This window comes from Pantoea agglomerans (assembly GCF_020149765.1).
Taxonomy (GTDB): domain Bacteria; phylum Pseudomonadota; class Gammaproteobacteria; order Enterobacterales; family Enterobacteriaceae; genus Pantoea; species Pantoea alvi.
The window spans coordinates 508179-532071 of sequence record NZ_CP083809.1 but is presented as its reverse complement, the minus strand read 5'-3'; the positions used below and the strand labels follow the sequence as shown (position 1 = coordinate 532071).

At 52.6% G+C, this 23893-nt stretch carries 24 protein-coding genes and 3 pseudogenes; 7 read left to right on the top strand and 20 right to left on the bottom strand.

Annotation, left to right across the window (positions count from 1 at the left end; genetic code table 11):
- Positions 1–89: 89 nt before the first annotated feature.
- From LB453_RS05110 to LB453_RS05075, 8 genes are all read right to left on the bottom strand, one after another.
- Positions 90–2342: a replication endonuclease gene (locus LB453_RS05110; RefSeq protein WP_103794596.1), complete on the bottom strand. Its 2253-nt coding sequence runs from the start codon at positions 2340–2342 to the stop codon at positions 90–92.
- Positions 2339–3202 (bottom strand): DNA adenine methylase, encoded by an 864-nt coding sequence (locus LB453_RS05105; protein ID WP_103794595.1) that lies wholly within the window; start codon positions 3200–3202, stop codon positions 2339–2341. The genes LB453_RS05110 and LB453_RS05105 overlap by 4 nt, the downstream gene beginning before the upstream one ends.
- Complete coding sequence (locus LB453_RS05100) at positions 3199–3426, bottom strand: TraR/DksA C4-type zinc finger protein (RefSeq protein ID WP_096073689.1); 228 nt, start codon at positions 3424–3426, stop codon at positions 3199–3201. The genes LB453_RS05105 and LB453_RS05100 overlap by 4 nt, the downstream gene beginning before the upstream one ends.
- Positions 3426–3656, bottom strand: coding sequence for a DUF2732 family protein (locus tag LB453_RS05095; RefSeq protein ID WP_033755251.1), 231 nt, complete (start codon positions 3654–3656; stop codon positions 3426–3428). Before LB453_RS05095 ends, LB453_RS05100 begins: the two co-directional genes overlap by 1 nt.
- Positions 3657–3725: 69 nt before the next feature.
- Positions 3726–4067, bottom strand: a complete 342-nt coding sequence (locus LB453_RS05090; protein WP_103794594.1) for a DUF5347 family protein — start codon at positions 4065–4067, stop codon at positions 3726–3728.
- A complete protein-coding gene (locus LB453_RS05085; protein ID WP_103794593.1) occupies positions 4004–4207 on the bottom strand; it encodes a phage filamentation protein Fil family protein in 204 nt (67 codons plus the stop codon). The genes LB453_RS05090 and LB453_RS05085 overlap by 64 nt, the downstream gene beginning before the upstream one ends.
- Positions 4208–4216: 9 nt before the next feature.
- Positions 4217–4726: a phage regulatory CII family protein gene (locus tag LB453_RS05080; RefSeq protein ID WP_103794592.1), complete on the bottom strand. Its 510-nt coding sequence runs from the start codon at positions 4724–4726 to the stop codon at positions 4217–4219.
- A gap of 31 nt (positions 4727–4757) precedes the next feature.
- Positions 4758–4997, bottom strand: coding sequence for a regulator (locus LB453_RS05075; protein ID WP_103794591.1), 240 nt, complete (start codon positions 4995–4997; stop codon positions 4758–4760).
- Positions 4998–5087: 90 nt separating this feature from the next.
- Between LB453_RS05075 and LB453_RS05070 the strand changes: the two genes are divergently transcribed.
- On the top strand, positions 5088–5699 hold the full coding sequence (locus LB453_RS05070; protein WP_103794590.1) for a phage repressor protein CI: 612 nt from the start codon (positions 5088–5090) through the stop codon (positions 5697–5699).
- A 5-nt stretch (positions 5700–5704) separates the two neighbouring features.
- Entirely contained in the window at positions 5705–6718 is a 1014-nt protein-coding gene (locus LB453_RS05065; protein WP_103794589.1) for a tyrosine-type recombinase/integrase, read from the top strand.
- Positions 6719–7155: 437 nt separating this feature from the next.
- On the opposite strand, the pseudogene LB453_RS05060 reads toward LB453_RS05065, so the two are convergent.
- Positions 7156–7527: pseudogene (locus LB453_RS05060) on the bottom strand (VOC family protein).
- A 93-nt stretch (positions 7528–7620) separates the two neighbouring features.
- Between LB453_RS05060 and LB453_RS05055 the strand changes: the two are divergent.
- On the top strand, positions 7621–8595 hold the full coding sequence (locus LB453_RS05055; RefSeq protein ID WP_103794588.1) for an endonuclease domain-containing protein: 975 nt from the start codon (positions 7621–7623) through the stop codon (positions 8593–8595).
- A 199-nt stretch (positions 8596–8794) separates the two neighbouring features.
- Here the strand turns inward: LB453_RS05055 and LB453_RS05050 are convergent, their stop codons facing one another.
- From LB453_RS05050 to LB453_RS05030, 5 genes and pseudogenes are all read right to left on the bottom strand, one after another.
- The gene (locus LB453_RS05050) at positions 8795–9538 is read right to left on the bottom strand and encodes an LEM-3-like GIY-YIG domain-containing protein (protein ID WP_103794587.1); all 744 of its coding nucleotides are present in this window, start codon (positions 9536–9538) and stop codon (positions 8795–8797) included.
- Between the two features lie 257 nt (positions 9539–9795).
- Entirely contained in the window at positions 9796–10629 is an 834-nt protein-coding gene (locus tag LB453_RS05045; RefSeq protein WP_103794586.1) for a GIY-YIG nuclease family protein, read from the bottom strand.
- Between the two features lie 267 nt (positions 10630–10896).
- Entirely contained in the window at positions 10897–11589 is a 693-nt protein-coding gene (locus LB453_RS05040; RefSeq protein WP_146053801.1) for a hypothetical protein, read from the bottom strand.
- A 666-nt stretch (positions 11590–12255) separates the two neighbouring features.
- A pseudogene (locus LB453_RS05035) lies at positions 12256–13002 on the bottom strand (helicase RepA family protein).
- Between the two features lie 38 nt (positions 13003–13040).
- A pseudogene (locus LB453_RS05030) lies at positions 13041–13172 on the bottom strand (hypothetical protein); the annotation flags it as partial.
- 84 nt (positions 13173–13256) lie between these two features.
- Here LB453_RS05030 and LB453_RS05025 point away from each other — a divergent pair.
- Positions 13257–13622, top strand: a complete 366-nt coding sequence (locus LB453_RS05025) for a hypothetical protein (RefSeq protein ID WP_103794584.1) — start codon at positions 13257–13259, stop codon at positions 13620–13622.
- Between the two features lie 139 nt (positions 13623–13761).
- Here LB453_RS05025 and LB453_RS05020 read toward each other — a convergent pair whose 3' ends face one another.
- Positions 13762–15159 carry an MFS transporter gene (locus tag LB453_RS05020; RefSeq protein WP_103794583.1) on the bottom strand — a complete coding sequence of 466 codons (1398 nt, stop codon included), beginning with the start codon at positions 15157–15159 and terminating at the stop codon, positions 13762–13764.
- Between the two features lie 440 nt (positions 15160–15599).
- Between LB453_RS05020 and LB453_RS05015 the strand changes: the two genes are divergently transcribed.
- From LB453_RS05015 to LB453_RS05005, 3 genes are all read left to right on the top strand, one after another.
- Positions 15600–16631: a LacI family DNA-binding transcriptional regulator gene (locus LB453_RS05015; protein ID WP_103794582.1), complete on the top strand. Its 1032-nt coding sequence runs from the start codon at positions 15600–15602 to the stop codon at positions 16629–16631.
- Between the two features lie 253 nt (positions 16632–16884).
- Positions 16885–17814 carry a dihydrodipicolinate synthase family protein gene (locus LB453_RS05010; protein WP_224481608.1) on the top strand — a complete coding sequence of 310 codons (930 nt, stop codon included), beginning with the start codon at positions 16885–16887 and terminating at the stop codon, positions 17812–17814.
- A gap of 276 nt (positions 17815–18090) precedes the next feature.
- Positions 18091–19014: an amidohydrolase family protein gene (locus LB453_RS05005; RefSeq protein WP_103794581.1), complete on the top strand. Its 924-nt coding sequence runs from the start codon at positions 18091–18093 to the stop codon at positions 19012–19014.
- 379 nt (positions 19015–19393) lie between these two features.
- On the opposite strand, the gene LB453_RS05000 is transcribed toward LB453_RS05005, so the two are convergent.
- From LB453_RS05000 to LB453_RS04980, 5 genes are all read right to left on the bottom strand, one after another.
- Complete coding sequence (locus LB453_RS05000; RefSeq protein WP_103794580.1) at positions 19394–19603, bottom strand: ogr/Delta-like zinc finger family protein; 210 nt, start codon at positions 19601–19603, stop codon at positions 19394–19396.
- Positions 19604–19678: 75 nt separating this feature from the next.
- The gene (locus tag LB453_RS04995; protein ID WP_103794857.1) at positions 19679–20803 is read right to left on the bottom strand and encodes a contractile injection system protein, VgrG/Pvc8 family; all 1125 of its coding nucleotides are present in this window, start codon (positions 20801–20803) and stop codon (positions 19679–19681) included.
- Positions 20804–20817: 14 nt separating this feature from the next.
- Positions 20818–21309: a phage tail protein gene (locus LB453_RS04990; protein WP_103794579.1), complete on the bottom strand. Its 492-nt coding sequence runs from the start codon at positions 21307–21309 to the stop codon at positions 20818–20820.
- On the bottom strand, positions 21306–23765 hold the full coding sequence (locus tag LB453_RS04985; RefSeq protein WP_103794578.1) for a phage tail tape measure protein: 2460 nt from the start codon (positions 23763–23765) through the stop codon (positions 21306–21308). Before LB453_RS04985 ends, LB453_RS04990 begins: the two co-directional genes overlap by 4 nt.
- Positions 23758–23880 (bottom strand): GpE family phage tail protein, encoded by a 123-nt coding sequence (locus LB453_RS04980; protein ID WP_051563656.1) that lies wholly within the window; start codon positions 23878–23880, stop codon positions 23758–23760. The genes LB453_RS04985 and LB453_RS04980 overlap by 8 nt, the downstream gene beginning before the upstream one ends.
- Positions 23881–23893: the final 13 nt, after the last annotated feature.

Genomic DNA, 23893 nt, shown 5'->3' with positions numbered 1-23893 from the left:
CATACAGTATATTACGATTTTTCAAATGTGAAATGATTTTTTACGGTCAATAAGTCCTTATCTGAAAGCAGGCTCCTGAAGTTAAGACGTTAATTGGCTTCTTTCGCATCCTTAGAGGCACGAGCTAAGCGCCCTATTCGCTCCAGAATTTTATAACTTTTAGGTCCAGCATGAGGCCTCACTAGCTCACCATATGCAGAGCTGCGAAACAGTCGGCCAGCAATTTTTGTCTGCGTGCCGCCAATCAGGCGCACGGCCAGCCCGCGGCTGATGGTTTCACCGCATAAATCCTTCACCTGGCCTATCACGTTGTCGCACGCGGCCTCGATTTTGTCCGACCGCCTCAGCTGCAGATGCCGCTTTTCTGGCTCCTGTGCCCTGATCCGGCTCAGCAGCCGCCGCCGTTCTCTTCTGCTCATGCCGTCCAGGTCGATATCGTCGAAACTTGCCGGCGGGTTCGAATCCTCAAATCTCAAACCTCCCGTACAGTTATTGACAGAACTCCGAGAGGACGCGGACGCGTCCTTAAATTCAAAACCCAAATCAACGGCACGTTTCGGCACAATCTTCCACTGCGCCAGACGAGTGAGGATCGGCGTGTCTTCACCCACTTCCGTTGCATAAACGCCCTTGATGCGCACGGTTTCCTCGCCATACTCGTTCACGTCTTCGCTGGCCTGATACCAGGTGCGCACGGCCAGCTCGTCGCGGCGCACGAACGGGCCGCCCTGTGCGTTAACGTATCCTGCCCAGTCTCCCGCATCGGCGGCGTCATGCGCGGCCGCAAACTCAACGCTGAGGCCGTGGGCTGTTTCGCTGTCTGCCATGCGGCGCAGCTCGCGGTAAACCGTCACCGGCGCGCCGCCCACAAACTGGAATTGCCGGATGTGCCAGCGTGCCGCCCAGGCGGAAACGGCCGAGGCGGTTTCCTTCAGGTCTTTGCCGCTTTCGTCGTCCGTCTCGCCGTCCAGCGCGTAGCCGTCAATATTTTTGGAAATGTACTTAGCGACGTAGCCCGTTGCGCTGCCCTTTTCCGGGTCGATAGCCTCCGCGTGAAAGCGGGCCTTGCGGGCTTTGTCCGTCGTCAGCTCGCCGCTGTCTTCCTGCCAGGCGTAGTCACGCATAATCTCGCGCACGCGCTCAACCTGTTCGGGACGCATAAACATCAGCATGTGCCAGTGCGGGGTCGCGTCGTGATGAGGCTCGGCAACGCGGATCCCGAAGATTCGGATTTCATCACGATGCAGCTTGGCGCGGATTTTTTGCCAGACGCCGCAGAGATAGCGCTGGGTGTCGGCCGGGCTGGCGCCGTTCCATTTGCGGTTGCGATGACCGGTTTTGATTGTGGCGTGATAGCGCGCCGGGGCGGTCAGCGTGTAGAACTCGCCGATAAAGCCCATCTCGTTGCAGATGTTTTCGAAGCCGCGAATGCGGGTCATCAGCTCGCAGCGTCGGATTGCCGGGTTGGCCACGCTGCCGTCGTACTTCTCGATCAGGCTGATGCGGTTGCCTTCCTCGTCTTCCAGCTCCATGCCTTTCAGAAACTCACGGGTGCGGCGCTTCTGCTCGCGCCACTCTGAGACGGTCATGCTGCTGGCGTAGGGAGTATGTTTTTTGCTGACGTTAGCCAGGGCAATCTGCAGGTGTTCACGCCATGACGCGGCGACGCGGCGCAGGCGGCCCTTCCACCACTTTTCGGTCTGCATGCGCATGATCGCCGGGGTCACTTCCTCCGGGTCGAACAGACGGGACGAGACTTTTTCCCACAGCGGCGGCGTCTGGCTCAGCTCGCGGGTGATAGTGGCGGCGGTCATGTAAACGCGGTGCGTGTATTTGTAATCCGACTCGTCGCTGGCCTGCGCGTGCGCCTGTACCAGCTCGGCGAGGATGAAATTAGCCACATCCCCGGCCAGCAGATCGACGTCGGCGCGCGCCATGTCGGGCAGGCGGTTAAAGCGGCGCATCAGCTCCCACAGCGTGCCGGCCGCGCTGGCCGCGCCAGTCTGTTGCGCGGCATTGCCTGCAAGCAGGTTAAACGTGCCGCTGCTCATTTCGCCGAGGCGGTACTGCTCACTGACGCATTCAACGCGTGGCAATGTGCGCTCAACAAAGGTTTTTGCTAAGTACGCATTGGCACGGGCAATGCCCTGGGTCTTTTCAAGCTCGCTGACGCGGCGCTTAACGTCGAGCTGGATCAGCGTCGGCTGCTTTTCCAGTAATTCCTGCGCACGCGCTAAAGCCGCAATCATCTGACTGCGGCTGTGCATTTCCTCATAGGTAGGATACGGGCTGGCGATAGCTTCCCGTGGAGCATTCCACGGGTAAGCGTATTCCTGAATCATTGAACCGCCTGCACTTCTGCTGACCAGCCAGCGCCTGCCGCCGGATCAAAGCCGACAAATACTGCGCCCTCCTGTGGGCGGCGCACGGCGATGATTTCCGAGGCTCGCTTGCCCTCACCGGCGGCAACGCCGACAGAGCGGGCTACGCTGATTTTTGTAATGTTGAAATCGCGCAGGATGCTGCGGGTGTAGAAGGTATCGCTGTTTGAAACGACAACCGGACAGTGCTCCGAGACGCCGAGCAACATGCTGACCAGATCGTGATGCTCATCCTTGTCAAAGCCCGCCGAGTGATAGTCCGAAAACGTCCCGTCATACGGCGGATCGCAGTACACCACGTCGCCAGCTTTAGTCAGGCGCAGCGTTTCGCGAAAGTCGGCGCAGATAAACTTCGCGCGCTGCGCCTTTTCCGCGAATGCCTCAATTTCTTCCAGCGGGAAATAGGGTTTAGAGTAATTACCAAAAGGGATATTGAACTCGCCGCAACGATTATAGCGACAAAGGCCGCGATAGCCGTTGCGGTTCAGGTACAGGAAGTGCGCGGCGCGCTCCAGCAGGGGTAACGCCGGGTTATGGTTGAACGCCTCACGGACAGAATAATAACTTTCGCCTGTGGTGTTCTGATTGAACAGGCTGGCCGCCACAACGATAAAGGGGCGGGTGTGCTCCTTTATCTGGCGGTACATGTTGATCAGGTCGGGGTTAATATCCGCTACCAGATAGGAAGGGTAATCGGTGCTCATCATCACCGCGCAGGAACCGGCGAAGGGTTCGACCAGGCGATTACCTGCTGGCAGGTGCGCCAGCAGCTCAGGCATTACGCGGGACTTGCTGCCCGCCCATTTCAGAATGGTGCTCATGCCGCACCGCCTTTTGAGACTTTCGCGTACCGCTCAGCCATGTCCTGACAGCTGACACAACGAGTAACGCCACGCACGGCGCGGCGGCGCTGTTCCGGGATCGGCGCGTCGCAGTCTTCGCAGAATGAAGCCGCAACGCTGACCGGGCGATTAACCACGCTGGCGATGTTGCGCGCCAGCAGCTCATCGGCGCGCTGCTGCGCCATGTCCATTGAGTCAGCCATTAGCGCACCGCCTCACGAGCTTCGTTCTCATAGCGCTCTGCTTCAGCGCGGATTAACTCAATTGCCTCAAAGCGACTCGAAGATTTACGCTCAATCTGATCGGCCAATGCAACCAGGCGGCGCGCTACGAGCAATCCACGCTCTGCGCGCTCTTCCAAACGCGCAGCAGTGAGAAGCGTTGTCAGCTGCTCAACGTCAGCGTTAAAGGTTTTAATTTCGATATTTCGCATTTCACTTTCTCCAGAATTTGGGCAAAAGAATGCCCGGCGGGTTTACGCCATTTATTTGCTTGGGGTTAATTAATTAGGCAGAGCCATTCGCTTCGGAAATAAACTCACGACTGCTTTCAGATGATTCATTGCACGAATAAGCGCCGCTCTTTCATCAGTAGTCAGTTCACTAAATTCAGCCTCGTGCCTGTCTTTACCGATGTTTGCCAGGAAGAGAATCGCGCTCAGTGCGCGCTTGTTGTCCTGGTAATTACTGTCTGTCACATCGCGCATTTCAGAGAAAAATCGGGTCATATCTTTTTCACAGTTGCCGCCCATCAGCTGCGCGCGGATTAAGGCAACGTGATTCAGCGCCGAAACCCGTTGGCCGGCAGTAAGCTCAACCAGCATTGAATCGCCTTCGATAGCCATGTTTTACCTCTTTGCTCTTTTGCCTGTACCTGCTGGCTCAGCACCGGATGCCAGCGCTTGCCGTTCTCGCCCATAATCCAGCCATGCCCGTATGACATTGACGGACTCTGACGTTTGAGCCGTGCCGCAAATGAAATCATCGCGCGCCCTCAGCTGATGCCAATCGAAGCACCCAGCCCGCTGATAGCGTCAACGGTTGAGGCTAAAGTCGGGTTAGAGTGAACGCGATTCTGCACGGCCAGCGCGGCCAGCATCATGCAGCGGATCCCGGTATTGGCAGCTTCCAGAATGCCGCGGCGGCAGGTTGCCGTAATACGCTCCAGGTTCGCGGCGTTAGCGGCCATATGCCCGACTTCGGCGGTCGCCTTCAGCACGTACGTCGGAAACTTCTCTTTTGCCAGCTCGTTAACCGGCACGCACGGCAGACATTGCAGTTGCGCCAGCATGCCGTCCATCAGCGTGGCGTCTTCGGTCAGATCGGTGAGCAACAGCACTTCAGGAACGGTCAGCTGATGAACCTGATCCGGGTTCAGCTTGTTGCGCAGGGTCTGCACTTTCATACCTGCCCGCTGCGCCAGCTCCGTCATGTTGTGCGTAAGCGCAAACTTGCGGCAGGCATCGTCGTAATCGGTATGTGTGGAAACACGAAAATCAAACATGATTATTCCCTTTCGTTATCCCAATATGGATTTAACAAGCTTGCATTGTGATGTGGTAATCAGACGCAGCCTCGATAATGAGAGCCAGCATGTTTACCTCTACCAGGCCGTTAGCTCCTTCTTTCTTCCTGATTGGCAAGCGGTTTTCTTGGTACATTTTACGGGCAGTTCTCTTACAAATGCCTGTACGGCGGCAATACTCATCCAGAGAGATGTAAGGCTCTGAAATCACAAAGTTGAGATTAGGTCGCATTGAAAAATCACTTTTCATGATGCAAGATTCCTTTTGAGTTAGTAGATGTCAGTAAATGTCACTATATGTCATACATCACAAATGCGATGATAGGATCTCATAACAAACATGTCAAACACAATTGAGTCTCCAAAAGGTATCACGGAGCACCTTTACCCATCACAAGGTGGCGGTAAAGAAGCTATTAACCGCATCATGAGCGCCTATCAATTCAACACCCGACAAGCTTTGTGCAATCACTTAGGCATTTCACAGAGCACCATGGCTAACAGGTGGATGCGCGATACGTTCCCTCACGACTGGCTCATAGCCTGTCATTTAGATACCGGAACACCGCTACTATGGCTTGCTACAGGGCAAGGTGAATCTAGGAAGGAAGACAAGGAAGAAGCCTCAACCCGATTGAGATACAAAAAAATCTCGAATGGGGTTGAACAATCAAGCGAGCTAGTCAGCTATGACGCTCGGCTGCTACCCGCTAATGTCTCAGATCCGTTTTTTGTTGAGATTGATAACGCAGTTTATTTAATCGAAGGGGCTAAAGCTGAAGTTACAGATGGCCTCTGGTTAATCGACATCGACGGGCTGATCAGCATAAAAGAAGTCTATCGCCTGCCAGGAAAGAAACTTCGCGTTGAAAACGGACCGGCCTCTTTTGACTGCGCACCAGATGACATTAATGTGCTGGGTAGGATCGTATCTAAAACGGAGAGCGTTTAAAGCGAATGGCTGTTAACAAACTGCCTAATGGTAAGTGGCAAGCTCAGGTGTTTCCGAACGGGCGGGATGGCAAGCGGATCCGTCGTCAATTCGCTACAAAAGGCGAGGCGCTGTCTTTTGAAAAGCATATTAAGGATCAAGCGCAAGATAAGCCCTGGCTGGGAGAAAAGACTGACAAACGCACCGTCTTTGATTTGGTTGAAACGTGGTACAACGCACACGGCATAACTTTAACTGATGGGCAGAAGCGTAAAGATGCGATGGAGTTTGCATGTAAGGCTATGGGCAATCCACTTGCTTCCGAATTCAATGCTCGCATTTTTTCCGCATACCGCGAGCAGCGTTTGTCGGGCAAAATCACTCGCTCGACCCGCGTGAAAACTGTAACGCCGCGAACTGTCAATCTTGAACTAGCTTACTTTCGTGCAGTATTTAATGAACTTCGCCGTTTAGATGAATGGCAAGCCCCGAACCCGTTAGATAATGTCAGAGAATATAAAATAGCCGAATCTGAAATGGCTTATCTAACGAATGAAGAAATCAGAGAATTATTAAAAGAATGCGAAGCAAGCAGCTCTAAAGACTTATTATCAGTTGTTAAAATATGTTTGGCTACTGGTGCGCGCTGGGGAGAAGCTGAATCTTTAAAAGGAAATCAAATTAGAGCAGGTAAAGTTATCTTCACCAAAACAAAGGGGAAGAAAAATCGAGCAGTCCCTATTAGTGACTCGCTTGTTGCAGAACTTCCATCAAGCAGGAAAGCAAAACCGCTTTTTACTTCATGCTATGCAGCATTTAGATCAGCCCTAAAAAGAGCAGGAATTGAGACTCCAGCCGGGCAATTAACACATGTGTTGCGCCACACTTTCGCATCGCACTTTATGATGAATGGTGGCAATATTTTGGTGCTTCAGCGCATATTAGGTCACACTGACATAAAGGTTACGATGCGCTACGCTCACTTTGCACCCGATCATCTTTTTGAGGCCCTTAATCTCAATCCACTGGAAAGACTTTAAGCCGCAAAAATTGGCAGCAAAATGGCAGCAGAGGATGACACTATGTGACACTATATGTCACTATATGCCACACAAAAAGATATAAAAATCATTAACTTACTGATTTATCTGCGATCATTTTCGGACTCATAATCGCTTGGTCGCTGGTTCAAACCCAGCAGGGGCCACCAAATTATCAATGACTTACCTCAGAAGCTACCGTTGAGCTGGTTTTCCAGGATACTTATAGGATTCTGGTCAGAAGTAGATTGAAGTAGCAATTCCCCCATCCCTCATTTAGCCAATCTCGTCACACTAAGCTGTTTCAGCCCTAGAGCTACGTAATAATTAGGTCGCCTGTCGCATAAAGCTGCTCAGCAAATGCAATGTCCGCTATGAGCGAAAAGCGGACCTGGTATTGAAGCCGATCAGGCTTTAGTGACCTGACCTTCGAAGAGTTAATTTTGCTTGTGCTGGTAAAGATCCCAGCGGTTGCCGTAGATGTCCTCAAATACAACGACCATCCCGTAATCCTCCTTTCGCGGCTCCTGGCAAAAGCGGACGCCTTTCGCCTTCATAGCGTTATAGTCGCGCCAAAAATCGTCAGTCTATAGGAACAGGAATACCCCTCCGCCGCATTGGTTGCCGATAAAGTTTTCCTGCCGCTCGTTTGAAGCATGGGCCAGAAGAAGATTTCAGTCGCCTTCCGGATTTGGTGTTAAAACGACCCTGCGCTTACCCGGCTGCGGCGTATCCTTTACCAGCGTAAAACCCAGCTTGTCGGTGTAGTACTCAATCGCGCGGCCATAGTCATCGACCACCAGGGCCATCTATCCAATAGGAAACTTAATAATCCGCTTGGCCACGGTAACAGGTTGCATTTTTACCCTAAGCGTAAGGGAAAAAACAGAATATCCGTACTGATGTTAAATGCCAATTTTGATACCTTTAATAATAATCAACCAGATATCAAAAAGCATGAGTTTATCGTGAGCAAAAAGTTCGATAGGGATTTTTGGGTACGCATTAGTTGGCTTGTGGTGTTATTGCCGTTATGTTTCATGTTCCCGCTGCTGTTATTTGCTGTTATTTTGGTCATTATGGGATTGTGTAAACACTTCACAAAAGACAGTTTTGATAAAAAAATTAATAACCAGAAACAGATTCAACAGTTAAGTTGGCTCAATGCTACTCCAGAGGATGATTGGTACGATTTATTTATGGCTGAATGCGAGTCACCGGCTGAAGAACAATTTCTAGCAGCGATGATCAGAGAGTTAAATCTTAAGCCAAGCGCAGGAAAATTAGTATGCTCATTACTGACGCTAGAAATGCAGGTTAGATCTCCGCCTTACCGTTTTGACTTTCTGGTCAACGGCAGACAGGTTGTTGAGATTGATGGCGCAGCATGGCATTCATCGCCTGAACAAGTTGAGCGTGATCGCATAAGAGATAAGATTTCATTAGAACGAGGTTACAGGGTACTACGGATCCCTGCAAAGGTCGTTTTCAGAACCCCAAATGAAGCGGTTCGGCGAGTGAAGGCAACACTTACCGAAACGCCTTTTTATACAAATATTGATTTTGCAAAAGTAAAGGAGCCTGAGAATTCGCCAGCCAGAATCCTGTCACCATTAGGATTTTTAAGTGCAATTTCTGTTGCGCTTGGGGAGTTAAATGAGAAGGCCTCCAGAATGCAAAAAGAAGCAGAAGAAAAAGAAAAAGCTGCAAAGCTTGAGGCATCTAATAAAGTTAATTCTGTACTAAATGAAAAAATTGTTAGTACTAACAGTCAATCTATCCCTGTTATGGACGAAGAACTGAGATTAATTATTGAAGAGTGCTCAAAGATTTTTGACGATACCAAATCAGATGAAAAAATAAAAAAAGAATTTTAGTAACCCAAACCAACTCTGCTCACTGATGACACAGACGTTTGGCAACCGTAACTGATAGCTTTTTATGCGCTACTGGCTCATGCTTGTACAAAGGGGCTCATAAGTACGCCAAGATCCGTTAAGAGCGAGGAACAGACATTGGCAGTCTCAACAACATGACTAGCATGGAGGTGTATTAATCAACGGAGAACAGGTCAGTTTATCGTGTCAGCCCTACTTTTACGAAAGGGCTACCATGACTGCGCGATTTTTTGATTAGCTTGCCCACGTATAATTCTCTGACTTCTGGTGATGCAATTCGTCCAACAAACTCTGAACGGTTGGTTTCGGGAGGGATGATCAGTTCCCGGGTAAAGTACTGCTGGGAGCCAGCCTTTATCCAGCCGTGTATCTCGTAAACTTCCATCACCAAACCGCCGTAAGTGGCGTATGCAAATTGCAGGTTTTCATCTTTTGGTACTTTTGCCCAGACGCCACGCGTTGCTTCATATAGTGCAAGTGCACTCATGCCAGACTTGTATGTGCTGTTTAGCAAAAAAGCGAGCCCTGCATGTTCAGGTGCGATTTCCGTCTCTTGCTTAAGAAGAAGATGGTTGAGCTCATCCAGCGTGATTCGCCCCATAAGAGAGCTGCTTCCTCGTACTTTGTTGGTTAGTTCTCCAACACCTAAGAGATCAATACATGTTGCTTCAACAAGCTTCGCGGTTGCCTCATCCATGCCATGACGTAGTATGTCGATACCCAGATTACCTGTTTTCAACAGATGATTAATTCGTTCTGATTTCGGAGAGTCATCATTATACTTTATATGATCAAGACAGCGTTCTGACTTGCCTTTGCCTATATAAAACGGCCTTTTAGTTGCATCTTCAGTGTCATAAAATGCATAAACATAGAACTTAGCCATCCCTAAAGCTTTCGAGTATTTTGAAAAATCTTTCACAACATTGCTCCCTGAGGACAAAATTATTTAATTTCAGTATCGGCACTATAGTTCAGAACTTAAAAACAAAAAATCAGTGTATAGATTGACCTGCGCCCATTGATGAATATGGGCCAAAGTTCGCAACAACTGCTATTGGCATATAACAGCCCACGGCAACGGCCAAAAGCGGCAATAAAGCGAAAACCGCAATTGTTCCAACATTGATGTCGGATCTTAATTTATGGGGAGCAGTTCGGTGTGTTTTTACAGGCTTATTAGTTCCGGTTATGGCCAAATTCCCGCGAGAGCAGTATTTGTTTCCAGTGAGTTTCTCGACGGTCAATTTCACCCTTTTCGGCATTAAGATCTATGACTTCCAGGATCGCGAAAGTGATATTCTGCAGTCTGTTTTCATCGCCTGTGCCGAAAGCTTTCTTAAGCCCTACATTACCACCATGCCCGGAACCAAAATAATATTCCCATCGGCCCCATATCCCCTCTATTCCATCGGCTTTTCCAACGTAGAGTTTTCCGCCGTCCCGATCAGTTAATACATAGATGCCTTTAACCACGGACAGTGCGGTACGCCAGGATTGCAGATTAAGTCTAAGGATCGAGCCGATGCTGTTCCGGTCCAGCACGACATTGCGGTAGCCGGGAAACTCGCCGAAGGCCAGAGGTGCCGGGGTGATGGCACTGATTACCAGTTCGCTCTGAATACTTTCACCTAGGCGAATATAGTTGCGAACTGTATTTTTAAAGCTGATATACATCCTTCCAGCGTATTCTTCAGTCTCTGGGATTTTCTGAAGCTGGTACTGATAATACAGTTCCTCACGACCAGGGTAGGCTTTCTTTCCCGCGTTACCTATCTGCTGAAATGCTCCTGCAAATAGCCAAGTTTCAGTCCCCGGGATCCTGATCAGTGAAACGACATATATGCGGCTAAATTCCAGTCGCTTCTGCCAGCACTGCCAGTCGTCGAAAGTCCCTTCAAGGAATTTAACTAGCGGATCCTCTTTATAATCATTTAATTGCGCAAGATGGACTTTGGTGGCTTCAGGCGCTAGATCAGGAAACTTCATCTTAAGATAATCAAAAAGCTTCAATTTCTCTCCTTAATAGTCAGCTGAGTCTGTTAATTATTTGCCGTGACTTCACGTTACATGCCGGCACTTCACTAAGCTTTTGCTCACAAATCAACACAATTCGATTTTAGCAACGTCTGCTTCTGGCACAAAGCAGCCATGCGCGCAAGGCAAAGTCTGCTGTGAGCGAAAAGCGGACTTTTTAGCGGTTTTGCCGCTGCTGAAGGATTTGTGTATGAGTCAAGTAGGTGCCACTCAGTAAAAATTTGCTTTTTACATCCCATTTTTCTATTTTTTTGATTTTACAATCGATGGTTGTTCACTAAATACATTAGTGTTTAAAGTAAACTTGTAGCATTCATCAGTATTTTTTCTTAGATACATCACCCCCCATTGTTTTGCTCCGCAATCCGATAAAAATGACGCATCCGACAAAATAGCTATTCTTGCAACATAAACCGTAGATAGAGCAGCCAGAATAAAAGGCATTACCAAAACAATCATCAGAGATTGCAACATGCTAACAACCTTGACAAAGATTGATTGCTCATAACTACCTTTCATCGACTTAGGGGCAAAATTGACAAAGTTACTAGTAATCATGCCTATAGTACTGGATACGCCGGTAAAAACTATCAAGAAGAAATATAAAACGCAAATAGAAACTGGAATGGCAACAAGGGCTGGAGAGTATTTTAAATATTCTTCGTTAACATTATAAATAACACTAAGCATCTTGAGTGTCAACACATAAGAAACAAACCATATCACCACGTTATACAACTTAAGTGCATATGCGCTTTTTGTTATTTTTGCCAGCAGATACCTTTCTGGGTAAAGTTTATAGCAGCCATAAGCAAATAGAATAGAAAATCCAATAAAAACATGTTCGTACTTAAGAAGTAACAACTCAGCAGTGAAAATGCCTATCGATAGGAAAGGAATCTTTTTCTCTCTCATGAAATCATCCTTATCAGTCATGGTAATCACCCAAAAAGTTATTTATGGAAATAATATATAATATAAAAGCCATACTATTACCTTCCACCTCGCACCTTTATATTTTTCTGTGACATAGGGTGTGGAACTTTACCTTAAAGGTTCATGATTGGATATAAAACAGATAAAATTAAATAAGCGAACATTCACAATAAGAGTTCTGTTATGCGACATTTAACTCAGACACCTCAGCTAACATGTCAAAGTCCGCTTCTGGCACAAAGCGGTCATCATCATGGGCTTTCCTAAGTAAGCCATAACGTCGGGCCAGCGATGCATAAGTATAGGGCCATTTAAACCTCTCTTACTATCCCCACTTGCCCCCACCTGTTTTTTCTAAACCCTGCTCCGTCCAGTACTGATGCGGGTTTCAGGGGTTCTCCCCACTTTCTGGGTATATACAGGTGAAAAGTGGGGATTGTGGGGTCGCGCTCCCCATATTCCCCACAACCTCCCCACTTTTTTACCCAATTTATGATGAGAATGGAGCGTAAGGTGATCACCGTTCTGGGTAACCAGACCATCATTAGTCAGCTTCTGCAGCCAGCGGGTAAAGTGCTTGGTATTGATCCCCATAGCTTTAAGGTCGTCGCGTACAATCATTTTTGTACATACCTCTTGGCTGGCAATACGACTACGAATAGCCTGTCAGAGCGCAATATGATTTCCTGTAATATTCGGCACGCCGGCCAGTTCTGGTTCGTCCTCATCAGCCTCACGGGCGACATCCCGCACGGCCAGCGAATGGATCTCCTCCCCCTCTTCGTCGGTGAACAGCTTTACCGGCTGCAGGTCGTACGCCCGGCGCTTCGGCTCCTCAGCGTCCATCATTTTGGTACAGGTGAGGATAAAGGCGATTCGCTCAGCATCCAGACCCATACGAAATGAGCTGGAGCCCCGCGCACCTTTAGCTTCGTCTTTCCCTGAATGGTGAACCACCAGCACCGTGGCGCCGGCCTTCCGTTTGATTTCGTAACAACCCTCAACAAACGCGCCCATATCACGGGCGTCGTTTTCGTCATTGCCGCCAAAGCAGCGTGCCAGCGTGTCGATGACAATCATACGCACCGGCAGACCGCCATCTGACTCAATCTGCTTTGCCGCCTGGATAACCTCCTGCACCTCTGACTGACGCACCGGAAAGACAGGCCGGTTTACCAGCCAGAGGTTTTCTACGCGCTGCTGTTAAACCTGCTCCCAGGCACGGATGCGGCGCGGTACGCCAATGCCGCCCTCACCCACGATATACAGCACCGCACCACGGTTTACCTTGCGGTCTGCCCGTGGGATGCACGCCGAAATATGGCAGGCCCAGTAAACGGCAAGAAAGCTTTTGAACGAGCCGCTGGGACCATAGATGCTGCACAGAGCCTGCGCAGGCAGGATATGCTTCATCAGATAGTCCTGACGGGCGTCAAAACCCTCAGAGTCGCTCATTTCGGTATCCCTCCGCTCATCTGGAACTTCCCGATCAGCGGGTGATACCAGTACGCCGAGCCATACTTGCGTTTGGCGGCACGCAGTACCAGCCGTGCCGCTTTATAAAATTTCTCGTCCGGCACCAACCCCAGCCTGACTCACTTCAGCAGTTCACTTCCGCCTCGATTAAGATTAATCTTAGCGCTTACTTTTTTGAGAAGGACTTCTTAATGAAATTACTTGTTGGGGCTGCGCTTTTACTCACCTCTGCCGCTGCAAACGCAGGCTTTGTTCATCCACTGGACTTTGATGGCTCAGAAGCCCAGAAGAAAGAAGTGATCAGCTATATCCAGAAGCGAGTGAAAGCGGATTACTGTGACGGCCAGCTCGATATGTGCCAGCCGACCACCTTACGCATGATGGAAAAGCAGAACCTGAACGCATTTAAAAAACTCACAAAAGTGACCGACAGGCAGGTGTTAGATCGCGTCATCAAAGATTACTGCCAGGGAACGCTGGATATGTGCAGCTACACCACGCTTGAGATGATGTACAAACAGAACGCCAAAGCCACTAAGCAAGAACTTAGCTGGTAATAAAAAGAAACCACCTTCTCAGGTGGTTTTTTTGCAGAGTTTAACCTGCCAGCACGTTTGCAATACCCTCTTTTGGCGCCTGCCGAATGAATGAGCTCGTAGGGTTTATCGGTAACAGCTAGTGCCAGCGCAGGCCCCTCTATGGCGACAGCTCCTCTAACGACTTCCCTTTGGTTTCAATAGCGTAAAACCAGGTAATTAAGCCGCCAATAAGCGCAATGACCGCAAAAGTAATAAACACAAAGCGCATGCCAAAGCCGCTGACGATAAAACCTACCATCAGCGGGCCAATGGATGACCCCGCGCGTAGCCAGGCGCTGGAATAGGCGGTGCCAATGGCGCGCAGTCTGGTGGGATAAAGCTCAGCCGCATAGAGATAAAGCGAAAAGGCGATGGTCTGAAGAATGGCGTAGGTCAAACTTCCCAGAATAAGAATCTCAACGGCAGATTTTGCCCCCAGAACAGAAAGCGTAATCAGCGGAACGATAGCCAGCAGAAAGGCCCATGTGTACCAGCGCTTGCGACCTATGCGGTCGATCAGCAGGGCACAAATTACCGAAGCCACCACCCCGCATGAGGAGGTGATCCAGCCGTAAGCCAGGCTGGTATCAAGAGATAGGTTAAACCAGGTTTTATAGAGGGTTGGGAACCAGGTAATCATGCCGTTGTTCACGCTGTAAACCGTCAGCCACAATCCCCAAAGCATAAAGGTTCGGGATTTATAGATGCCCCCAAAGAGAGCCTTGACCCCTTCCGGTGCCGCTTTCTGCGCGGCGGGCGCTTTAACTTCAGGTTCGGGTAACGTCATCCCACGCCTGATGACCTCAGCTTCTAAGGTGGATACGACGTTTTCCGCCTCTTGCAGCTTACCTTTTGAAGCCAGCCAGCGTGGCGACTCTGGCATTAACCAGCGCAGGGGAACAGTCAGCGCGGAGGGAACTAAGCCAATTAAAAACATCACTTTCCAGCCATAGATGGGCACCAGAAAATATCCCACCAGCCCGGCGAACATCATTCCAACAGGGAAAATCACCTCATACAGTAAAAAGAAGCGTCCGCGCTTTTTGGCCCCGACAAATTCATTGATATAGGCGCTGGCAACGGGCACCTCGGCACCGATCCCTACCCCCTGCAAAAAGCGAATAATAAGAATTGACCAGCCGTTCCAGGCAAAAAGGCAGGCAGCATCCATCACGACGAACATAATAATGGTGATACGTAACACGCCAATTCGGCCTATTTTTTCCGCCAGCGAGCCAAAAAAAAGCGCGCCGCACAGCTGCCCGACATAACTGGCCGCAATAATAAGACCGACAAAGGTTGGCGTCAGCCCCCATTCCTGGGTGAGCTGGGGAAGCGCAAAGGCGATAGCAATAATGGTGTAGGCATCAAAGAAGGTAGATAAGCCGACAATAATACGGATCGCCTTCAGCCGCCGGGTAATAGGCAGACGTTCCAGCCTTGCCAGCAGCACGGCTGGTGTTGAAGCAGTTCCGCTGTCAACGACGTAATCTGAAGCAGTGGCCTGAATTGACATAATAGTGTCCTGTTAGACGTTGTCGGTGCGCATACACGTAACCTTATGAATAACAACAGGACAACGATTCCTTATTCACATAACGTGTTGCATAAAGTGCTGTCTGAATCAGCGCGTGATAACGTTACTGCAATCGATTTCATTTGCGGTGAATTCTTTGCTGGATTTACCGCTAAGTCAATTACGCCAGTTGTATAAATGTCGAGCGGTTCACAAACTAAAAAAAACTAACGGGGAAATATCCCCGTCGATGAATTTATAAAAAGACATTTAAAAATAGCAATTTAATAGCCATTCAACGCCGACCTGGCAAAGTGAAGCACCATTTCTTTTGTCCAGACAAAGTTTGACGTAAGATCCTTAAACCCCTCGGTTTGCACGATGGTATTCGTTGAACGGGCAACAGGGATCTTTACCCGATTGATGAGCTGGAGCAGCAGATGGATCAAGATAGTGAACTGAACGATTTGCCGGAAAAGAAGCTGGCGACAATGCGGGATGTTGCGCGTGCTGCGGGCGTTAGCGTCTCGACCGTTTCGCGCGTACTTGATGAAAGATTACCCACCTCGCGCAGCGCCTCGGCGGAAAAAATTCGCCAGGTTGCCCGAGAGCTGGGCTACCGCCGGGACTATGTTGCCTCCAGCCTGCGGCGTGGCGATACCGGCACGCTTGGCGTATTGGTTCCGAGACTGACCGATGCCGTCACCGCCATGCTTTTTGAAGAGATAGCCAGAGCTGCAGCCCGGAGAGGCTATTTTGCGATCGTTGCCACCTGCGGCGACAGCAAAGAGCAGGAGAAGAAGGCCGTTGAGTCACTACTGGATCGCCGGGTAGACGGGCTGATTATGTCCACCTGCCGGCTAGACGATCCTTTGCCCCAAACTCTGCGCGAACGGGATATTCCCCATGTTCTGGCGCTGCGCACCGACGGTTCCAGCCCTTCATCGGTCGGGGACGATGAGCTTGGCGGCTATCTGGCCACGCGGCACCTGATAGATTTAGGGCATCGTGATATCGGCCTGATTGGCGGCCCTGATTTTGCTTCTAACGCCCTTAGCCGGCGTAAGGGCTTCGAGCAGGCAATGCGGGAAGCCGGGCTGAAGATCGAAGCTGAATGGTGCTGTCATTCTGATTTCAATATCGCCTCAGGCGAGCAGCAGGGAATGAAAATTCTCAGCCAGCGCCATCGCCCAAGCGCGCTGTTTGCCGTTAACGACGAGCTGGCGATTGGCGTTCTTGCTGCCGCGCATCAGCAGGGCCTGATCATTGGCGAAGATCTCTCCCTGGTGGGATATAACGATATTCCACTGGTAAGCAGACTGCCCGTGGCGCTGACCTCGGTCAGAACCCCGCTGGAGCATATCGCCAGCGATGCGGTTGATATGTTATTGAATCCAGAGCTAAATAATAATATGCGGATTACCACGCCCTCTCTTATCCCCCGTAAGTCCACCTCTTCTCCACGTAAATAATTCGGCCCGGATCCTCATCAGCTTTCACACACTAAGCCGCTGAGGGTTGCATTTTGTATCCAGGATCTCATCCCGGAGGCTGATTGCTGTTCTGTTTGTGATCGTCGTTGCATTTTTAACCAGCCTGCCGTTGACGATTTAATTTTCGCGGTTCAATGTCAGTTACGTGAAAACGATTGCAGAAACGATTTCATTTCTGTTCTTAACGATCGCTAAACCCTGACAGACAGGCTTACTCATCAAGGAGATAGTTATGATTAACATCGATCTGAAAGGCTTAACGCCGGCTCCGGTTACTCCCTTCACTCGCGATGGTCGCGTCGACTATGACGCCATTCAGCGCCTCGGTAACTGGCTGGGAAGTATCGACGGCGTGAAAGGCCTGGTGGTGCTGGGACATGCCGGAGAGGGAACGTTTCTTACCCAGGAAGAGCAGGCGAATGTTATCCGCGCATTCGTTAAGTCTGTAGATAACAAACTGCCGATTATTGCCGGTATTACCGGTGAAGGCACAGAAGTGGCTGCGCTGGAAGCGAAGCGTGCCGTTGACGCTGGCGCATCAGCCGGCCTGCTCTATCCTTCTCACGGCTGGCTGCGTTTTGGCTATCAGGATGGCGCGCCCCAGGATCGCTACCGCGTGGTTTATGAGGAAAGCGGCCTGCCGCTGATTCTTTTCCAGTACCCGGATGTCACTAAAGCCACCTACAATCTGAAAACGCTGCTGGAGATCTCCGCTCAGCCAGGCGTATTTGCCATGAAAAATGGCGTGCGCAATATGCGCCGCTGGGACACTGAAATCCCGGTGATTCGTCGCGAGCGCCCCAACCTGCAAATTTTAAGCTGTCACGATGAATATCTGCTGCATACCGCTTTTGACGTTGATGGCTTCCTGGTTGGCTACGGTAATATCGCCCCTGAGCCGCTAATTGAGATGATTAAGGCGGGCAAAGCGGGCGACTACGTTAAAGCGCGTCAGCTGCACGACCGTCTGCTGCCAGTCACCAAAAGCGTCTACCACCGTGGTTCACACATGGAGGGCACCGTTGCCCTTAAGCATGCTTTGGTTGCGCGTGGCATCCTTGAACATGCGACCGTTCGCTCACCGCTGCTGCCGCTCGAAAACGGCGCTGAGAAAGAGATCCACGATGCAATGCGCGCCGCTGAGCTGGGCCGCGTCCGCTAATTTATGCTGACTCTGCTGTTAATCCGCAATACAGAAAGACTGTGTTGCGGATAATTATGTTTTCTCCCGATCTCTTTTTCACAGGCAATTATCATATCGGGATTCCTGTCTGTAACTTTTCCCAGCGGGGTGCATCAATCGATTAAGCCTTACTGTTGAGGATAAATCGGCGGGCTCTATTTTCGCTACGCCTCTGTTTTCGGAAATGGATAATTCGTTTCCCCGTGCGCTCAATAAAACGGGCATTAAATTCATGCCCGACTATCAGGAGGACAGATGCCCGTAACCCGTCGACACTTTTTACAGTTAAGCTCTGCATGTGCTGTTGCTGCCACTTTTCCCGCCTTTGCAAACGTGCCTTATAGCGCAGGCGATCATCCCCCGAAATTAATTCCGCCAGCAGGAAGCGTAGATTGTCATATGCACCTCTACGACAGCCGTTGTCCCTCTGTGCCTGGCACCAAAATTGTTAACCCCGCCAATGCCTCACTGGAAGATTATCGCAGGCTACAGCAGAGGTTGGGGATCGGCCGAATGGTGATTGTGACCCCGTCGAGATATGGCACCAATAACAGCGTCTTACTGAATGGTCTGGCAGCCAGCAACGGCAGTGCACGCGGCGTGGCCGTTGTAGATGGCACGGTAACCGATGATGAGTTGCAAAAGCTGCATCAGGCTGGCGTCAGGGGGATTCGATTTAACCTTGTCTACAGTCAGTTCGACCCGAATGATATGGCGACGTTAGCTGCGCGCATACACCCGCTTAACTGGCATATTCAGGTAGTGTCGTCAGGTGAACAGTTAGTCGCGCTGGAAAACCAGCTGCAAAAATTACCGACGCCGGTTGTGATCGATCATATGGGGCATGTTCCTCAGCCTGATGGCCTTAAGTCGCCTGTCTTTGCGACGCTGCGCCGTATGCTTGACGGGCAGAAAACCTGGGTAAAACTCTCCGGGGCTTACATTGATTCCCGGACGGGTGCGCCTGGCTATAACGATGTCGCTCCCGTTGCCCAGAGTCTGGTCAGGATTAATGCCGAACGTCTGTTATGGGGTAGCGACTGGCCTCACCCCACTCAACCAGATGAAAATAAGCCCGATGATGCGGTATTGCTCGATCTTATGAACATCTGGGCGCCAGATAGCCGCGATCGCGAAAGAATACTGCGCGACAATCCGGTTAAGCTTTATGGGTTCTGACGAGCGGGAGCAGCGACTGCTCTCTGTAAAGTCACCGCGGGAAATATGTGCGTCCGGGGGATAACCTGATGCTGATTAACAGCGCTGCACCTGGGGCGCCCTTATTTGCCGCCTGGCTTCTCTGAAAAATATTCATCGCTTACTGCTTCTGAAATAAATAACGGCCGCGCTGAGGACGTTAAAAAGCGCCGCGCTTCTCCTGGCATAGTGAACAGCAGGGGCTGGATGGCTGCTTTGAGGGTTTTAATCAGGGCGTACAGTTATGGCCAGCGCAGGCAAGGCAGCCGTTGCCCGCTCCGTACACTTATTGACAGCACTCCAAGAGGCGGCGCTGCCGCCATAAAAAAACCCGCTTGCGCGGGCTTTGCTCTTTAAAGGCTCAGGCGCGAGCCTGAGTCTGCTTCTTTGCTATCGCCACCTTCTCGATTTTACCCGGCGTGACGATCATCCCGGTCACGCTTTCGTGCGTCTTAAAGGTGCAGCTGCAGTTGATGTTCTGGCACTGGTTATAGCGCTCTTTGGTCTCGTTAGAGATATAACGGCTACTGCGCGTATGGGCAGCGCTCTGACACAGCGGACAATGCATCATTTGTGAGTTCCTCCGTAGTTGACGCAGCCATTATCGCGCCAATTACTCACAAAAAGCAAATTAATTAACTATTAGTTAGTCAATTCTCTCGTATTCCACATCTGTGATGTCATTCTCCAGCTCCAGCGTAGTGGTAAACCCGTCGCTTACGCTCAGATTATGCGTCACCTTACTGATTATCCAGGCGCTGGCGTCAATCATCGCTTTAAAGCCGCTGACCCTGACCGGGGTTTCAGGATAGAGATCCGCGCGTCCTGTCGCCAGCTGAAAGGTAAAGTGAGCCGCGCCGCGCTGTATCTGGTTCCACTTCGCCTCCGCCGCCGCCATTGCCGCCTCTTCGCTGTTGAACACCTCCGGCAGCACCAGCAGGCTCTCTTTTGCGCCGGAGAGATAATCCCCTTCCTGATTACCCGTTAGCGGCGGCGCGCTCTGTGCATCCGGATGGGCGACCGCGCTGGCGTTCGTGGCCTTTGCCTTGCGCTGCAGCTGCAGCACATGCGTCTTCGCCTCCTTTGTTGAGAGCCATCTCGCCTGCACGCCGGTATAACTGGTGCGGTCGGCAACAGTAAAATTGTGTTTATCCCCATCCTGGCGCGTCAGCGTCACCGTTGGGATCGCCTTGCCGCTGGCTAACTGGCCGCTGCCGGGGCGCAAAAAAAGCAGCCGCCCCGCTTTGATAACCGCGACCGCGCCATAGCGTTGTGCCAGTCGGGTAACGAAGCTGGGATCGGTTTCGTGGGTCTGATCGATATGATCGATCTTGATCCCGGCAAACCCGTCCGCCATCTGCAAAATCAGCCCGCAGCGCTGCGCTATCTGCGTCACAATGCTGCCCAGCGTAGTGTCGTGGTATGAGAGGTCGCGCGCCTTGCCCAGCTCCCCGCGAAAATCGACGCTGCGCGCCAGGATAGTCAGCACATCGGGCGCGCCGCCGTGGCTTACCTGATCGACCGTAAAATCGCCCTTGTTATGCAGCTGGCCAACCCAGCCCAGGAACAGCGACACCACCGTGCCGCGCTGCGGCAGCTGCAGCAGCCCGTCGCTGTCGTCCAGCGTCAGTTTTAGCGTATCCGCTTCGAAGCCGCGATTATCGGTAAGCGCCAGCGAGATCAGCCGATCGCGCAGATTGGGCGTCACATCCTTGCTGCCGAGCCACAGCATAAAATCGGGCGCCGGCCGGCTGCCCGCCTTAATCGCCATCGCGCCGAGTTCACTCACAGTGAGAAGCCTCCCGTCGTGATGCCTGAAGAGAGCTTGCCCGCCGCCGCTTCTGCCTTCGCCCACAGCGCGCTGCCCTGCGCTTTCAGGTCGCCGAACATCGAGACCAGCGACTCGTCAATGCGCATCAGGTCGAGGGTAAAGGCAATTACGCGCGCGCTGCCGTCGGCGTAGAAATCGCTGTGCGTCGTCTTAAAGCTCTCAATCACATACATGCCGTAGATGGTGCCGTCGCCGCCGATCAGCGGCCAGGCGCGCCCTTCGTCAGCCAGTAGCTGAAACGCCTGCGCCTTAACCGGGCCGCCGGTAAGCTCCGGGCGCAGCTCGCCGCTCAGGGAGATCTTGTCGCTGCCTTTGCCGGTAAACTGCGCTGCGTTGCGCCTGCCGACGCGGGTATTGCTGGCCCACTTCCAGTCGCTGCTGTGTATCAGCTGGCTGTAGGGCAGCGTCTGCCGCATAAAGGGCAGCATGCCGTAGATCATCATCATGGATAGAATCCTCCTGTCATGGCGCTGCGCTGCCGGTTTTGCTGCTCAAACTGCTGCTGATTTAAATGCTCCTGCACAACCCGTCCAATCTCATGGGCGTCCATTCCGGCTGGCGCATTCACCGTAATATTGTTGGTGTAGGCGTTCTGCTGCGTCATGCTGCCCGCGGCGGGCGCCACCACCGGCCGGTAGGTCGCGCCGCCGGTCAGCACTTTGGTTTGCAGCCCGCTGGCGTCGGGCACGGCGCCGTTCTCAACGGCTGCCGCGTCTGGCGGCAGATCCGCCTTCAGATCTTTGCTTTTACTGCTGACGATGCCGAGCTTGTTCAGCACCCAGTTGATGCCGCTGGTGAGCTGATCCAGTGCGTGGCCAGGGATCTTCAGCGCCTCGGCGAGCATATTGCCGAAGCTTTTCCCCATATCGCCAGCGACAGCCAGCTGCGCCTGCGTCGCTTTCACCGGCTCCAGCAGCTGGGTAAAGCCGTTCCACACCGACTTAACCTTGTCCGTCACCCAGGCGAACACCGGCTGCAGCGGGGCAAAGGCGTCGCCGATCGGGCCCATCGCTGCGGAAAACCCCTGCGCGACGCCGCTGATAAAGGCGCTGATGGGCTCCCAGTACTGACGGATCAGCAGCGCGCCGCCGACGATAGCCGCCACGATAGCTACCACCGGCAAGGTGATGGCGCCGATGGCGCTGACGATAGCGCCGCCCACTACCGTGAACAGGCCGCCAAGGATCTCGACGCCGGCCATAATGGCGCCGACCCCGCTCACCACCGGCCAGACCGCCATGCCGATAGCGCTCAGCGCGCCGACAAAGGTCATCGCGACCGCCGCCGCCGTTGCGATGCCGCTGGCCAGCGCCGGGTTATCCTGCAGCCACTGGTCGATGGTCTGCAGGAACTGCGTCGCCTCCTGCGTCAGCGTGCGCAGCGGGCCGTCAAGCGGCGCGAAAAGGTCGACGCCAATAGCCGCCTTCGAGGCATCCAGCTTTTGCAGATCCCCGCCGAGGCTGTCCTGCTGCGCCTGCGCCCTGCGCGCCGTCCCGCCGTCGGATTGCTGTACCGAGGCGGTAAGCGTCTCCAGCTCGCCGCTGGCGGCGCCCTGCGTCAGCAGCGAGGCTGACGAGGCCGCCTTCGCGCCAACAATGCTCTTCAGCACGTCCGCCTGCTGCGTCGCGTTCATCCCCTTTCTGGCGAAGGCGGCCTGAATATCTTTCAGCAGCGGCAGGATCTGCCGTGCGTCGCCGTTTTCGTCGCGGGTGGACACGCCAAGCGCAGCGATAGTACGTTCGCCGTCGCGCGTCTGTAGCTGAGTCAGGATCGTGCTGACCTCGTCGCCCGCCGCCGCGCCGGTAATATGATTTTTCGCCAGCAGCCCCAGCATGGCGGAGGTCTGCTCAACGCCGACGCCGGCGCTTTTTGCCACCGGCGCAACGCTGCTCAGCGCGCTGCTCAGATCCTCAAACTTCATTCCGGCCTGGTCGAGTGTGGCGCTAAGCACATCGCCCAGATGGGCAATATCCCCGCTGTTGAGGCCGAAGGCGCTTTTTGTCTCCATCAGCAGACCGGCGTTATCCTCTGCCGAATGCTGGTTGACCTGCGCCATATTCAGCGCCACCGGCGTCGCGGAGGTGATATCGTCGATCGTCCCGCCCGCCTGGGCGATATCGAGCTGGGTCTGCGCCACCGCCTGCGCCGGGATGCCGGTCTGCACGCTGAGGCTGCGCGCCTGTTTATCCAGCGCGACCGCCTGCGGCGACCCTTTCTGCAGGCCGGTTTTGGCCTGCAGGGCAGCATCGGTGCGCGCCAGCTCGTAGCCGGGACGCAGCAGCGCGGCGCCAGCGGTGAAGCCCGCTTTCGCCAGGCCGATGCCCGCCGCGCTGGCGCTGCGGATCTTGCCCGCCAGCGCCTGACCTTTGCGGTAGCGCTCCGCCGTCTGGTTTTGCCGCTCCTGCTGCTGGTTCAGCCGCTGCAGCTGCTGTTGCTGACCGTTAAGGTGCTGGCTGGCCTGCGCCGCGGCGGTTTTCAGCCGCAGCTGTTCGCTGCTCAGGCTGCGCGTAGAGATACCCGCGCCGTTCAGGCTTTCTCGCTGCTGCTGCATCGACAGACGCAGGCTCTGCGCCTGACTCTGCAGCGCAGCGGTACGCTGACGCGCCTTTTCCAGCGCGCGGCTCTGCTGCTCCGCAGGCTGATGGCTGTTGCGCATCGCCAGCGCCAGCGCCGCCGTTTCCGCCTTCGCCTGTTTAAGCTGCTGCTGCGTGTCGTTCAGCTGGCGGCTGGTGGCGCGAAAGCCGTCGATTTTCGCCGACTGCGCCTGCAGCGCCGCCAGGCTCCGCTGCGTATCAGCAATGGAGCCGGCGACTTTTTGCGTTTCGTTCTGAAGGCTCTGTAGCGGGCGCAGCGCCTGATTAACCGCCTTCAGCAGCGCCTGCAGTTTGAGGTCTTCACTCATCCGTATTTGCTCCGCTGCGGATCAGGGCTTTATGCCGCCAGTCGAGGAGCTCGGCCAGCGGCAGATCGTTCATATCAGAAAGAGGCCAGTGAAAAATGGCGGCGATATCAGCCATCAGATCGTTGACC

What these genes read in the sequence shown, in the direction of transcription:
- LB453_RS05110 (WP_103794596.1), bottom strand. Translation starts at nt 2,342, where the DNA reads ATGATTCAGGAATACGCTTACCCGTGGAATGCTCCACGGGAAGCTATC.
- LB453_RS05105 (WP_103794595.1), bottom strand. Translation starts at nt 3,202, where the DNA reads ATGAGCACCATTCTGAAATGGGCGGGCAGCAAGTCCCGCGTAATGCCT.
- LB453_RS05100 (WP_096073689.1), bottom strand. Translation starts at nt 3,426, where the DNA reads ATGGCTGACTCAATGGACATGGCGCAGCAGCGCGCCGATGAGCTGCTG.
- LB453_RS05095 (WP_033755251.1), bottom strand. Translation starts at nt 3,656, where the DNA reads ATGCGAAATATCGAAATTAAAACCTTTAACGCTGACGTTGAGCAGCTG.
- LB453_RS05090 (WP_103794594.1), bottom strand. Translation starts at nt 4,067, where the DNA reads ATGGCTATCGAAGGCGATTCAATGCTGGTTGAGCTTACTGCCGGCCAA.
- LB453_RS05085 (WP_103794593.1), bottom strand. Translation starts at nt 4,207, where the DNA reads ATGATTTCATTTGCGGCACGGCTCAAACGTCAGAGTCCGTCAATGTCA.
- LB453_RS05080 (WP_103794592.1), bottom strand. Translation starts at nt 4,726, where the DNA reads ATGTTTGATTTTCGTGTTTCCACACATACCGATTACGACGATGCCTGC.
- LB453_RS05075 (WP_103794591.1), bottom strand. Translation starts at nt 4,997, where the DNA reads ATGAAAAGTGATTTTTCAATGCGACCTAATCTCAACTTTGTGATTTCA.
- LB453_RS05070 (WP_103794590.1), top strand. Translation starts at nt 5,088, where the DNA reads ATGTCAAACACAATTGAGTCTCCAAAAGGTATCACGGAGCACCTTTAC.
- LB453_RS05065 (WP_103794589.1), top strand. Translation starts at nt 5,705, where the DNA reads ATGGCTGTTAACAAACTGCCTAATGGTAAGTGGCAAGCTCAGGTGTTT.
- LB453_RS05055 (WP_103794588.1), top strand. Translation starts at nt 7,621, where the DNA reads ATGTTAAATGCCAATTTTGATACCTTTAATAATAATCAACCAGATATC.
- LB453_RS05040 (WP_146053801.1), bottom strand. Translation starts at nt 11,589, where the DNA reads ATGACTGATAAGGATGATTTCATGAGAGAGAAAAAGATTCCTTTCCTA.
- LB453_RS05025 (WP_103794584.1), top strand. Translation starts at nt 13,257, where the DNA reads ATGAAATTACTTGTTGGGGCTGCGCTTTTACTCACCTCTGCCGCTGCA.
- LB453_RS05020 (WP_103794583.1), bottom strand. Translation starts at nt 15,159, where the DNA reads ATGTCAATTCAGGCCACTGCTTCAGATTACGTCGTTGACAGCGGAACT.
- LB453_RS05015 (WP_103794582.1), top strand. Translation starts at nt 15,600, where the DNA reads ATGGATCAAGATAGTGAACTGAACGATTTGCCGGAAAAGAAGCTGGCG.
- LB453_RS05010 (WP_224481608.1), top strand. Translation starts at nt 16,885, where the DNA reads ATGATTAACATCGATCTGAAAGGCTTAACGCCGGCTCCGGTTACTCCC.
- LB453_RS05005 (WP_103794581.1), top strand. Translation starts at nt 18,091, where the DNA reads ATGCCCGTAACCCGTCGACACTTTTTACAGTTAAGCTCTGCATGTGCT.
- LB453_RS05000 (WP_103794580.1), bottom strand. Translation starts at nt 19,603, where the DNA reads ATGATGCATTGTCCGCTGTGTCAGAGCGCTGCCCATACGCGCAGTAGC.
- LB453_RS04995 (WP_103794857.1), bottom strand. Translation starts at nt 20,803, where the DNA reads ATGGCGATTAAGGCGGGCAGCCGGCCGGCGCCCGATTTTATGCTGTGG.
- LB453_RS04990 (WP_103794579.1), bottom strand. Translation starts at nt 21,309, where the DNA reads ATGATGATGATCTACGGCATGCTGCCCTTTATGCGGCAGACGCTGCCC.
- LB453_RS04985 (WP_103794578.1), bottom strand. Translation starts at nt 23,765, where the DNA reads ATGAGTGAAGACCTCAAACTGCAGGCGCTGCTGAAGGCGGTTAATCAG.
- LB453_RS04980 (WP_051563656.1), bottom strand. Translation starts at nt 23,880, where the DNA reads ATGGCTGATATCGCCGCCATTTTTCACTGGCCTCTTTCTGATATGAAC.